Origin of the sequence: Janthinobacterium sp. 61 (assembly GCF_002846335.1) — a bacterium.
Taxonomy (GTDB): Bacteria; Pseudomonadota; Gammaproteobacteria; order Burkholderiales; family Burkholderiaceae_D; genus Janthinobacterium.
Genome location: NZ_PJMQ01000001.1, coordinates 1789680 through 1802146 on the forward strand (window position 1 = coordinate 1789680; position 12467 = coordinate 1802146).

General features: G+C 62.9%; 11 protein-coding genes. 6 read left to right on the forward strand and 5 right to left on the reverse strand.

The window, feature by feature from the left end:
- Positions 1 to 6: 6 nt before the first annotated feature.
- The 3 genes from CLU92_RS08270 to CLU92_RS28420 are packed head-to-tail and all read right to left on the reverse strand — an operon-like array spanning position 7 to position 2642.
- Positions 7 to 552 carry an RNA 2'-phosphotransferase gene (locus CLU92_RS08270; RefSeq protein WP_101481484.1) on the reverse strand — a complete coding sequence of 182 codons (546 nt, stop codon included), beginning with the start codon at positions 550 to 552 and terminating at the stop codon, positions 7 to 9.
- Positions 553 to 569: 17 nt separating this feature from the next.
- A complete protein-coding gene (locus CLU92_RS28415) occupies positions 570 to 1535 on the reverse strand; it encodes a TonB-dependent receptor (RefSeq protein ID WP_306821363.1) in 966 nt (321 codons plus the stop codon).
- 15 nt (positions 1536 to 1550) lie between these two features.
- Positions 1551 to 2642 (reverse strand): TonB-dependent receptor, encoded by a 1092-nt coding sequence (locus CLU92_RS28420; protein ID WP_306821364.1) that lies wholly within the window; start codon positions 2640 to 2642, stop codon positions 1551 to 1553.
- A 432-nt stretch (positions 2643 to 3074) separates the two neighbouring features.
- Between CLU92_RS28420 and CLU92_RS08280 the strand changes: the two genes are divergently transcribed.
- The 5 genes from CLU92_RS08280 (at position 3075) to CLU92_RS08300 (ending at position 9103) form a co-directional block, all read left to right on the forward strand.
- Positions 3075 to 4349: an alpha-xenorhabdolysin family binary toxin subunit A gene (locus CLU92_RS08280; protein WP_101481485.1), complete on the forward strand. Its 1275-nt coding sequence runs from the start codon at positions 3075 to 3077 to the stop codon at positions 4347 to 4349.
- Positions 4350 to 4418: 69 nt separating this feature from the next.
- On the forward strand, positions 4419 to 5675 hold the full coding sequence (locus CLU92_RS08285; RefSeq protein WP_101481486.1) for an alpha-xenorhabdolysin family binary toxin subunit A: 1257 nt from the start codon (positions 4419 to 4421) through the stop codon (positions 5673 to 5675).
- A 72-nt stretch (positions 5676 to 5747) separates the two neighbouring features.
- Entirely contained in the window at positions 5748 to 6767 is a 1020-nt protein-coding gene (locus CLU92_RS08290) for a hypothetical protein (protein WP_101481487.1), read from the forward strand.
- On the forward strand, positions 6764 to 7786 hold the full coding sequence (locus tag CLU92_RS08295) for a hypothetical protein (protein WP_101481488.1): 1023 nt from the start codon (positions 6764 to 6766) through the stop codon (positions 7784 to 7786). Before CLU92_RS08290 ends, CLU92_RS08295 begins: the two co-directional genes overlap by 4 nt.
- Positions 7787 to 7900: 114 nt before the next feature.
- Positions 7901 to 9103: a response regulator gene (locus CLU92_RS08300; protein WP_180338462.1), complete on the forward strand. Its 1203-nt coding sequence runs from the start codon at positions 7901 to 7903 to the stop codon at positions 9101 to 9103.
- Here the strand turns inward: CLU92_RS08300 and CLU92_RS08305 are convergent.
- Together CLU92_RS08305 and CLU92_RS08310 are read right to left on the reverse strand one after the other, a co-directional pair.
- The gene (locus CLU92_RS08305) at positions 9085 to 9462 is read right to left on the reverse strand and encodes an immunity 22 family protein (RefSeq protein WP_101481490.1); all 378 of its coding nucleotides are present in this window, start codon (positions 9460 to 9462) and stop codon (positions 9085 to 9087) included. The two genes, CLU92_RS08300 and CLU92_RS08305, sit on opposite strands and share 19 nt — an antisense overlap.
- A 2-nt stretch (positions 9463 to 9464) precedes the next feature.
- Positions 9465 to 12158, reverse strand: coding sequence for a polysaccharide deacetylase family protein (locus CLU92_RS08310; protein WP_101481491.1), 2694 nt, complete (start codon positions 12156 to 12158; stop codon positions 9465 to 9467).
- Between the two features lie 162 nt (positions 12159 to 12320).
- On the opposite strand from CLU92_RS08310, the gene CLU92_RS28210 reads away from it, so the two are divergent.
- Positions 12321 to 12443 carry a hypothetical protein gene (locus CLU92_RS28210; protein ID WP_257561032.1) on the forward strand — a complete coding sequence of 41 codons (123 nt, stop codon included), beginning with the start codon at positions 12321 to 12323 and terminating at the stop codon, positions 12441 to 12443.
- Positions 12444 to 12467 lie beyond the last annotated feature (24 nt).

A 12467-nucleotide genomic window follows, 5' to 3' on the forward strand; every position in this document is an offset into this window, starting at 1 on the left:
GCCGGCTCAAGGAAAGCCGATAAACGCCTGCGGCACGGCATCGACCAGCCACACGCCGTTTTCCGATAGAAAAAACACCTGGCCTTGCGCCTGCATGGCGGCCGCATCCACCGTCAGCACGACGGGCTTGCCGTGGCGCGCCCCCACGGCCACGGCCGTTTCGCGGTTGGCAGACAGGTGGACATGATTGCGCGATCCGGGCAGCAGGCCGGCCGCGCGGATCGCCTCGACAAAGCGGCTGGCAGTGCCGTGATACAGCATGGCGGGCGGCGTGGCCGGTGGCAAGTCGATGTCGACAGCGGCCAGGGAATGCCCCTGGTTGGCGCGGATGCGCAAGCCGTCGGCACTGATGGCGTAGCGCGTCTTGCTGTCGCGCGCCACCACATCCTGCAATTGCTCAAGGGAAATGGAGCGGCCATGGCTGCCCGCCTGCGCCAGCAGCTGGCCGATGTCGGCCCAGCCCTGGGCATCGAGTGCAAGGCCGATTTTTTCGGGCGCGTGGCGCAGTATGAGGGAAAGAAATTTACTGGTATTTACCAAATGATCTGTCATGCCACAGTTTACCGTTGTCAGAACGCATATGACAAGGTCAGGCGCGCGGAACGCGGTTCCACCGGGTGGAAATGCCGGTCGTTCACCCCGTCCACCGCCTCGCCGGGCAGGCGCGACGCATAGTAATAATCGATGTCGCTGGCGCGCTTGTTGAACAGGTTGAACACGTCGAGCGACAGCCGCGTCTCGCGGTTGATCTGATACGCCAGGCGCGCATACGCCAAGGTTGTCGAGGCGGAGCGCACGCTGTTGTCCTCGATCAATGGGCGGGGACCGAAATAGCGCAGCTGGAAGGCGGCCGACCACGGTCCTTGGTCCGTCACCGTCACGCCGAACGAAGCCACCTTGTCGATGGAACCCGGAATGAAGTTGCCGGCCGTATCACTCTGCGTATAGCGCGCGCGTGAGGCGGCCAGATCCAGGTCGAACAGCAGCCAGGGCGCGGCTATGTAATGGTTGTTCCACTCGATGCCGTGGCGGCGGCTGGCGCGGCTGGGTTCCGTCTCGCCCGCGTCACCGACGAACAGCAGTTCGGACGCGATATCGAGACGCCACAGGGCCAGCGCGCTTTGCAGGCCCGGCAGCCATTGCGTGCGCGCGCCCAGTTCCATGCCTTTCGTCGGCACCAAGGGTGTGACGGGCGTGGAAGGCGCGCCATCGGGCAAGCGCGTCTGCGTCGCGCCCCGCGCATCGTTGCTATGGAATCCCTTGCCATAATTGACAAAAAACTCCGTACTGCTCCACGGCCCGAGTATCAACGACAGCTTGGGCGACACCACGTGGTCGCTCGCCGTGCCACTGTTGCCGTCGATACTGCTATCGACCTTGAAACGGTAGGCGTCATAGCGCACACCCGCCACGGAACGCAGCCAGGGCAGCCATTGCACGGTGCTTTCCCCATACAGGCCGACGCTGGCCTCGCGCACCCGGTCTTCGCGCACGGTGCTTTGCCGCACCCGCTCCACCGTGCTATACAGTCCCACGGGCGACAGCCGGTCTTAGCGTGCCTGTACGCCGAGCTTGTTTCGCATGGTCAATCCCGCCAGCTCCGTGTTCCAGCTTTCGCTGGCGTTCACGCCGGCCACCGTGCGCCGCTCGCTTTGCTGGAACTGGTCGCCATCTGCCGGGTTGGCCAGGAAGTAGGTGAAATCGCTGTTGAGTTCCAGCTGCGAACGAATCAGATACGCGTCCAGCTCGAACAAGCGGTTCTGCGTGCGCTGGCGCATGGCATACGACAGGCTGTAGCGCGACGTGTCGCCCCCGTCGCTGGGCGCCAGCGAACCAAAACGGCCGATCTGGCCCGATTCCACGGCGCGCAGCGGCACCTGGTCGGTGGCGTTCCAGCTGTTGCGATACGCCATGGCCGTCACGCTGTAGCCATCGTCAGGCGTGCCCTGGCTGTAGCGCAGCACGCCGCTATATTTACGCACGTTTTCCGGCACGTCCCAGGGGCCGTTGTTGCGGTTCACCTCCAGGCCGTACAACAAGGTGCCTGGCCCAGCATCCAAGGATGCAGCCACGACGCCGCGCACGTAACCGTGCTGACCGATGGATATGCTGCCCTGGCCTTGCGGCAATTTGTCGGCCAGGCGAATACGCGCAGCACCGGCCGAGGCAAAATCGCCTTCGCTGGCGAAATACGGTCCCTTCTTGTAATCGATACGCTGCACCAACTCGGGAATCAGGAAATTGAGGTCGGAATAACCCTGTCCATGCGCGTGCGTGCGCATGTTGACGGGCATGCCGTCGACATAAGTGGCGAAATCCGTGCCGTGGTCAAGATTAAAGCCGCGCAAAAAATACTGGTTGGCCTTGCCGTCGCCACTGTGCTGGGTGACGATCAGCCCCGGCACGAATTCCAGCAACTCTCCCGTGCGCAAGGAGGGCCGGTTGACGATCAGTTCGCTGGTGATGACGCCCTGGCTGGCCGCGTCCGACGTGCCGACGGCGTTGTCATAGTGGCCCGTCACGCGCACGGTGCGCGCCTCATTGGCAACTGCATCAGGCACAGCGTCGGCAGGCGGCTCCGCCCATGCGCTGGCCTGGATGGCCAGCCAGGCCAATGCCAAAGGGATTTTCCTCGATTGCATATCTTCTCCCGTTCATCCTGAAAACAACTGCTTGTGACTCGTCTCTGAAGATACGCAAAACACCGGCGTTCGGATTCAAACATTTGCGCAAAATCAAGCTGCAAAACACATGTTTTCAAACAATGCAATAGATAGAGGCGAGGTTATCTTTAGAGAGAATGTCGCCATGTAAAAAGTGCATACTACCTTTCAGAATCCGCGCACAAGACCGGCCCGCCAGCATCTCCTGCCATGCCTGCCGCTCTTTCGCCCGCGCCGCACCGCCGTGCGCATCAGGGCTGTCGCTGTGATTTCGCCGTCTACGCATCGCCCTGCCATATCGACCAGGCAGGCTGGCGCAGCTGCGGCAAAGTCTTTGGTTTTTTCCATATTGTCAGACACCGGCACGCCTGCACGGCGCGGCCTGGCGACCACTTTGAACTGGAGAACTACATGACATTGTTCCTGCCCTCTTCCACTCTGCTGATATCGGGCGACAATCCGGACGGCCAACGCTTCGTGCTGGCCTCGCAGCAATGGATCGACCTGCAGACGCGCATCCAGGCCGTGCTGGCCCTGCCGTCGGATATCGGCGAATACGAACAGCGCTACGGCGACGCTTCGTCCGGTTCGCAAATGAAGGAATGCTTCGACGCCATGCGCAAGCTGCGCCAGACGGCCGAGCGCTACGGCAGTCCCAGCAGCCTGCGGGCAAAGATCCTGCACGACCCGAATTTCCTGGCCAGCGGCACGCGCCCAAAAAACGATGCCTTTTCCGCCACCGTCTGGACCGTGGAACGGGCGCACCGCGATGCCTTTACGCTGTCGTCGACCTTGCGCAGCATCCCGGAGATGGCGCGCCACGAATCGGCGGCCGACGCCACGGCCGGCATCAAGAGCCTGTTCCTCGACAATGGCCAGATACTCGACAATATGCAGAACACCATCGCGAAAATCGGCGAGTTGATTGCGGAGTTCGAACAAATCGAAACAGCGCTGGACGAAGCCCAGTTGCTGATGCGCACCTTCACCGAACGCTCATCCAAGACGCGCACTGAACTCGACAAGGAAATCGGCGCCCTGGGGCAGAAAATCGGGGATCTGGAGCGCGCGCGCGACGCCGCCTACTCGAAATGGCTGGCATTGACTATTTCCGCCTGCATCGTGCCCGCCGTCATCGGCATCATCGGCATCGCCATCATGGTGATCTTGGCCGTGCCCACGGGCGGCGGCAGCTTTGCCATCGGTTCGGCCGTCACGGGCGGCGGCGTGGCCCTCTCCGCGGCGGCGCTGGGCGCGGCGGCCGGCGTGGCGCGCGGCAAATACGATGGTCTGGTACAGGAAGTACACGAGCAGAGCGCCTTCCTCGCCAAGCGCGCGTGCTACCGCAGCGACCTGGGCGCGCTCGATGAACTGATGAAATTCTCGCTGCCGGCATCCAACGGCATCCTGGGCCAGTTGCGCAGCGTGCAAGCGGCCTGGAGCGCATCGGCGAGGGAACTGGGCGCGCGCGCCAGCGATTTGAGCGTGGACAACCTGCACACCGGACCATGGCTGCGCGAAGCCGAGATGGTCAAGGCTGCCGATGGCTGGCGCACGCTCGACAACGCCTTGAAGGCGTTTGTTACCGGGTCCTTTGTCGATGCCAATCTGCTCGGCTTTGGCGCCAGCTTGCCGCCAGACCAGCCCGACTGGCAGCAGCAACTGGCGGCCAGGCTCGCCGCCTGACGCCAGCGTTTTCAGTAGCTGTCTTCCGTACTTCCACGCAGTCTGACCTGATCACTGAAGGGAACTACCATGAGTGTTACCGCTATTAATACCGCCGCCACGCCATCGATCGACCCGCCGCCAGGCTTGACCACGCCTGCCAATCCCCAATCCGGACAAAAGAGCCAGTTTGCCCTGTTCAGCGATAGCTGGATCGAATTGCAAGCCTATGTGGGCTCGGCCAGCGAATTGCCCATCACCAAAGGCGATTTCGAAAGCAAGTACGGCGCCGTCGATGGCTCGCAGACGGTACTCGATTGCATCGGCGCAATGAAAAGCGTGCAAAACGCCTCCACCGAATTCGGCAACCCTAAAAGCCTGCGCGCGGCCCTGATCAAGAATCCCGGTCTCCTGGCCACGCCGACGCCGCCGACAGAAATCTACACGCACACAGTATGGCTGGGCCAGCGCGTGCATGACACCTCGACCAAGCTGGTGAGCGGCTATCAAAGCGTGCTGGATGAACTGCCGGGCCTGCCTCCCAAGGAACAGGTGGAGAACCTGAAAGCCTATCTGTTCGACCAGACCATGGGTCCGATACCGCTGGCGCAAAAAATGTCGGCCGAAGTGGCGGCACTGATCAGGAAGCTGGGTCTGTTCGAACAGAAAATGAATGAATACAACAGCAAGCTGCAGGCATTTACCAGCAGTTCGTCGACGATGATCGCTAATGTCAACCGCACCATCGGCGGCCTGGAAACGAAGATCGTGGAACTGGAGAAACTGCGCGATGCAGCCTACAAGGCCTGGCGCGACTTCACCATCGCCGCCGTCACGGCGTCCGTCGGCTGCGCGCTGATCGGCGGCCTGCTGGCGCCGTTCACGGGCGGCGTCTCGCTGCTGGTGGGCGGCGCAGCCGCCATCGCCACCGGCGTCGGGCTGGGCATCAAGGCGGCGCAGAACCGCGCCGCCTACAACGAATATTGCACACAGATCAGCAGCCAGACGCAGGAATTGCAAAAGAAACAGCGGCTGCGCAGCGACCTGGGCGACTTCAACACGCAGATGGCGCGCGTGGGGCCGGCCATGTCCAAATTCCTCGGCAGCCTGCAAACGGTGGAAGGCGTGTGGGTGCAGATGAATACGGACATGATCACGCTGGGCAACAGCATCACGGAATCGAACGTGGGCAGCATGCCTTTCCTAGTCAAGGCGAAAGCCAAGCTGGCCATCGATTCCTGGCAAGCCATCGATGACAGCGCCAAGCAGTTTACCGTGCAGTCGCTGGTCGACTACGACAGCCTCGCATTCGGCCAGCACTTGTCGGAAAACCAGCGCGCCGCTTGATGACAGTTGCCCCCCGGCCCAGGTACCGGGGGGTAAACATACCGATCGTTGGCTTACAGAAAGGCAAACACCATGTCGAGACAATTCGGATATCCGCTGGCGGTGCAACAGGCGGCGCTGCGGCAAGCTGCTGATGATGGCAATCCCCATCTGGCGTTTGAAGGCGGCAGCGCCTGGGATCACCTCACGTACTACATAGCCCAGGCGGACAAGCAGCAGCCCGGCCCGGACAAGCCGCTGGCAGCGGCGGCGCAAGCCGTAGCGGACGAGGCTGCCCGCTTTGGCACGCCGAAAAGCTTGCGTGCCCTGCTGGCCACATCGCCTGACGCTCTGGCGCAGAACACGCCGCCGGCCATGCTGTACGCGGGCCTGGTGTGGTTTGTCTTGCGCCTGAAAAGTTCGGCTGCCAGCATGCTGTCGTATCAACAATCACTGCTGGAGGCAGGTGTTGCCGCCAGCGACAGGCGCGAAGTACTGCATGCGCTGGGACCGATGGTGGAAGAAGCGCGCGCGTCCATTGCCCCCCTGCTGCAAGGCTTGAACAAATGGAAGGATGGCGTCTTGCCGGCGAATGCGGCGCTGGCCCAGCTGGCTACACAGACGGGCACCGATCTGCAGGCGCAGCAAGAGGCGCTGGGGCGCTTGCAGGCAGCCATCGCATCGATAGAGGAACAATTGGCGCACCTGGGCCTGTTCAGCGGGCACAAGAAAAAGGAACTGGAGGCGCAGTTGCACGCCTTGCGTGAGCAGCTGGCGCGCGACACGGCGCTGTCCGAGCAGCTGCGACTGCAACTGGAAGGCGTCAACCTGCTGCTGGCCAATGGCGGCTGGCTGGAAGCGGCTATCGATGAGCTAATCCATTGGCTGGACAGCTTGCGCACCGCGTGGAGCGCTCTCGGTTCCGGTACGACCCAGCTGGCGGCCGACGCCAGCGACGCGGAACTGGGCAACGACAGCTGGCTGGCGCAAACACTGGCCAGCGCCATGGCCTTTCCCCTGTGGCAGGCGCTCATCACCGCCGCGCAACGCTACGCCAGCAACGCGCTGGTCGACTTCCCCGCGCCGCCCGACGCGGCGGGACGCCAGCCATGAGGCGCGCCGCCGCACGCCTGCTGCATCTGCTGGCCATGGCCACCCTGGCGCTGGGACTGCTGCATGCGCCCGCCATGGCGCAAAACAGCAATAGCGCCGCGCTGGAAAACGCGCTGCGCCAGCTGGTGCAATTCCAGCGCGAAGTGGCGAATATGCGCAATGCCGTGCGCCAGCCTCTGGGGCCGTACCCGCTGTACACGCAGTGCAGCTGGTGCAGCGAGCATGCGTGGTGGGGCCTGGGCATGTGCACCAAGACGACCACGGAAACATGGTCGCAGAATGTCGATTTCACATGGACGCGCAACCAGCTCGATCAAGTGCTGGCCCGCGCCGAACGCGATGCGGGCAACCTGGGCACGGCATATGCTCCCACCCAGGCGTGGATCGACAGCTTGCCGGCCTTTAGCCGCGCCTTTGACGCGAACGCCGACCGCGTGCTGGCGGTGCAGGAGCAGATTCGCCAGGGAATCGGGCCCAACGACCAGCAGAGGCAAACGGCGACGCAGGCGCTGCAACAGCTGAGCAGCGACATGGAGCGCAGTTCGGCCCAGCTGAAGGCGGGCACGCAGGCGCTGGCGGTGTCGCTGCAGCAGCAAAGCGCCTATCGCGAACAGATCCGCCTGGCCATCGAGGGTGCCGACCGCTCGGCCCAGGAAGCGCTGCGACAGATTGAACAGGCGGCCCAGTCGCATCACTGCCAGGATGGCTTGCCGCAAAAGTTCAATGCCATCCGCGACGACTTCAAGCGTTCGATCCAGAGCATCTCGGCAGCTTTCCAGCAGCTCGATAGCAGCAGCCGCGGCGCCGAGACCGGCCTGGCCGCACTGCTGGGCGCTGTCGTCACCTCGCAGACCGACATGCAATCCATCCTCGACCTGCTCAAGGCGGCGCAGAACGACAAGCTGGGCAGTTTCCTCGAGCGGCTGCACCTGAATGCGGCGAAACAGCAATGGCACGACCTGGCCAATGCCTATACGCGGGTGGCGCGCGAAGCGGCGCTGGCGCAAGGAGGCGGCTGACAAAGACTGACACTGCCGGATGCCGCCGCTTTGCGCCGTCTCAATACCACGGCCGCCCTACTTCCTATGATGAGCATATGCAGCTTGTGCAATGCCGCATCCATTGGGGGGGCCGTGGGCAAATCGGATACCAGCAGCGCCGGCGCCAGTGCGCCGGCAGCGGTGCGCAAGAAAGATGCGCTGCCATTCATCCTGCTATACATCCTGCTGGCGGGCTTGCTGGCAGTGATAGGGGGGGCGGTCCTGGCGCCCCGCTACCAGGCCGTGCCGGCGCTGCTGTGGAGCCTGGGTTTTTGCGTCAGCGGCATGCTGCTGGGATTTCTGTTCGGCATTCCCCGCACCCTGCCCTCTGGCATGGTCAACATGGCGCAAGCCGAGGACCGTCCGAACGGCAAGCGACGCAGCAGGGACGAGAACGCTAACGGGGGGACCGGCAATACCCTCTTTCTCGGCACGCCCGCGCCGATGGAAATCAATTCCAACTTGGTGGAAGTATCGGACTGGCTGACCAAGATCATCGTCGGCGTGGGCTTGATCGAAATGAAGACCTTGCCCGCTACGGCGCGCGGCGTGGCCGCCTTCATCGCGCCCAGCCTCGCCATTGCGCCAGACACGGCTCAGGCCGTCGTGAGCGGCATCATGCTGTTCTTTTCCGTGCACGGTTTCCTGATCGGCTACCTGCTCACGCGCATCTACCTGTCCATCATGATCCAGCGGGCCGACAGCCTCGTCAAAAATGATTCCGTGCGCCTGGAAAGCGGCAAGGAAATCGAAGTAACGGAACTGAGCCGCTTGCAGCAAAAGTCGCTCGACGACATGCAGGAAGCCGTCACGCAACTGCTGCTGGCCCATCCTCCGGACGGGGGCGCGGCAGTCACGGCCCTGGCCGGCGTGCCGACAGCGCAAAAGCCGTCCAGCCTGGTGCTGTGGCTGGATGACCATCCGTGCAACAACACCTTGCTGGTGGAACAGCTGGAACGGGAAAACATCAAGGTAGACCAGGCTGTATCGACGCGCCAGGCACTGGACATGCTGCAACAGAAGGCCTATGCACTGCTCATCACGGATATGGCGCGGGTGGAAAACCGCCGGCGCATCAAGGATGCGGGCGTGCGCACGGTGCGCGAAGTGCGGCAGGCGCTGCCCACGCTAGCCATCATCGTGTATTGCAGCAAAGATACGGTCGCCAGTTACGGCACCCAAGCTCAGGCGGCCGGCGCCCGCTTCATCACCACCTCGGGCACCAGCCTGCTGGCGGCCGTCAACAAGCTATTGCACGAGGAACAGGAGGATGGGACTCAGTCTTCCACGCGGTAACGGTAGCTGCCCACGTAATGCAGCGAACTGCGCTGGGGGTGCGCCAGCCGGTTCGGCGCAAACACGCACACGCTCGTGTCGGCCAGCACACCCTGCGCATCCGCGCACGCCTGCGCCAGCCAGCTGTCGCCATACGAGACGCCATCGAGCAATTGCGCCAGCGGCACGGGCGAGGCCAGCATCGCGCTTTCGAAGCAGGCGGGTTCATACTGCGTCAGGCCCGTTTCCAGGAAAAATGGCGACGGCACGGCGTCACCATCCTCCGTGCAGGTGGGCGACAGGTAAGCCTGCAGCGCTTCCCAACTGGCGAAGCGCCCCTTGCAGGCAAATACGTGGACGGTGGTCACGTTGGAAGACAAGCCTACAGCTTCTCCATTTTTTGCCGCACGGCCGGGGCCGTCGAGGCCGTCGGCGCCAGTTCCAGATAGGTTTTGTACGCGGCCTTGGCCTTGGCGGCATCGCCGGCCTTGGCATACGCGTCACCCAGGTTCAAATAGGCGATCGCGCGCGACGGGTCCATCTTGACCGTGTTTTCAAACCAGCGGGCCGCTTCGCGGTATTTTTCCTGCTTGTAGAAGACAAAGCCCAGGTTGTTCGCTGCCAGCGCGAAGTCGGGACGCAATTTCAGCGCTTCCGTAAATTGCGCTTCCGCCGCCGCATACTGTTTCTCCTTGTACAACTGCAAGCCGCGGTCGTTGGCCCGCTGCGCCAGCTGGCGCGCCGACGTGGGCACGGCGCCCGGCGTGACGATCTTTTGTTCACCGCCCTGCAAATCCTTCACCGTGACGCTGGCAGCTTGCGGCTTGGCGTCGAGCTTGCTGTTCAGGGCGATGGCTTCCGTCGACAGCTGTGTCGTGTTCGGGCTGAGGAACTCCGTCTCGCCCGGCAATTCGAAGACGAAGTCGCCCCCTTCCGAGCCAGGCAGGCTGCCAAACGCGGGGGTCTGGTTCGATACGCTGGACACGGCGGGCGCCACGTAGGCGGCCAGTTCCGTGGCCGTGATGAGGCCATCGCCGTTCAAATCGCCCTTGCCCGCCAGGCCTTGCAGCAGGGTCCAGGTGAACACCGAGTGGCCGTTAGGTCCGCCATCGGCCACCAGCTGGTCGCCGCCGCCGGCCGTCAGCATTTGCCGGCCGATGCGCTTGGCGTTATCGCGCAAGAAGGAGCTGGAACCGGCTCCGCGCGTCAGGCCCAGGCCGCTGTAGCAGGCATCCATGACAAAGAACGCATGCTTGGCCGTCAGCGATTCCGCGATATTCTGGATTTCCGTCATGGGAATCGCATCCGTGGCGAACTGCGCCGGGTCAGAATCGACGGGCACGATGTAGCCAAGGTCGCGCCCGGAGCTCAGCTTGCGCGTGGCGCCGTGGCCGGCGAAGAAGACGAAGATGCGGTCATTCTTTTGCACGCCGCCATGCGCCAGCTTGTCGTGGAAGGCGGCCAGGATGTTGTTGCGCGTCGCCTCGCCATTCTTCAGGGTCACGACGCGCTCGGGCGCAAAAGCGAACTTTTCGATCAGGGTTTCGCGGATGCCTTGCGCATCGCGCACCGCGTATTGCAGTTTTGGCCACTTCGCATAATCATCGATGCCGATCACCACGGCCCAGGAATTGGCGTAGCCCGTGGTGACGGGCACTTTCTCGGGTGCGGGCGCCGTGCTTTTCGCCACCTGGAAGCTGCTGCCATCCCAGCCTGCGAATTGATAGCCTTCAGCGATCAGCTTGTCGAGCACGGCCGGCAAGGCTTTCACCGTGCGCTCATGGATGTCATGGAACAGGACGATGCCGCGTCCCGCCTTGTCGACGGAGGCCAGCACGCGATTCGTGATGGAGCTGGGCACGGGATCGGCCCAGTCCAGCGAATCGATATTCCACATCACGGATTTCAAATGCGCATCGGCCAGCGCGGCCATGCCTTCGCTGTTGCGCGCGCCATACGGAAAACGGAACAGCGCGGCCCGCTCGGGGCTGATAGCTTTCAACAAGGTGTCCGTGCCGAGGATTTCGCCTTTCAGCTTGTCGCCCGTCTGTTTCGACAACTGGGCGTGACTGAAACTGTGGTTGCCCACGGCATAGCCCTCTTTCATCAGCTTGCGGCTCACTTCCGCGCCCGCGTTCAGCTTGGCGTGGCCTTCCGCGTCGAGCGAGCCCAGGTTGCGGCCTACGTTGAAGAAGACGGCCGGCACGCCATACTGTTTCAGGATGGCGCTGATTTCTTCCGTGTAGCGGCGGTGCGGGCCGTCGTCGAAGGTCAGCACGATGGTTTTCTTCGGCAAGCCCAGGCCAAAGATTTCCGCCTCATCTTTTTTTGGCGCCGGCTTGGCTTCGGGTATGGAACCGGCGGGTGGCACCGCATACGGTACGACAATGCCGTTTTCCTTCAGAATCTGCTCGCGGCTGTAAAGCTTTTTCAGCTGCGCCACGTAATCGTCCCAGCGTTCGCGCTTGAGTTCGATGGCGCGCTGGCCCAGGTTGCCGAAGATTTGCCGGATTTCCTTCTCATAATTGCGCTCGATCTCGCCCAGCGCATCGAGGTCTTCGGAAATGCGCTTGTGCAGCTTGATTGCCGGCAAGGAGCTATCCTTGGCCACGTCGGCCAGCATGCTTTGCAGCAGCTCGCGGAAAGCCAGGCGGTCCGCATCGTACAGGCCGGGATCGGATTCGATATACGTCAACAGGCTATCGAGCGCTTCGAAACGGCCCGGATTGGTGGGCGCCGTCAGCTGGTCCAGCGCCGCATCGAGCTTGGCAATGCGTTCCTGGTTTTCATGGAACAGCGCCTGCCCCACTTTACGCGCCTCGTCGCGCGCCCCGTCCGGCAAGCTTTGCTCGTCGGCCAGCAGCACGATGATCTTGCGGAAATTGCCCAGCAAGTCGCGGAACTGGCTGGCCACGGCGGCCGTGTCGACGGTGGACTGCGGTGCGGCGGCCGGGCTGTCCGAGGCGGGAGCGCCAGGCGTGGCGGTGGCGGCGGGACGGGTATAGGCATAAATGCCGGCCCCAGCGGCGAGAGCCACAACGACGGTGGCGGCGATCTTGATCGGCTTGGAAGTCACAGGCTTGTCATTCCCTTCACATACTATGCATAGCATTCAGATGGCGCGGATGCGCACGATGCATAATTGTAAAGCACGCCTGGCACAAGCTCAGCCCGCACACATGAATTTCGGCAATAATATGCGTGCAAACCTCCATTGATCGTAGAAACGGGAACGATGATGCACAAGAAACTTTGCGCGGCTGCGCTGATGCTGGGCGTGGCCCTGATGCTGTTGCAACTGCGCGCGCATGCGGGCGATGACGTGGTCAATGCGACTGGGCGCGTGTGCCTGCCGCACTGAAGCGCTGATGGCACGGATCACGGC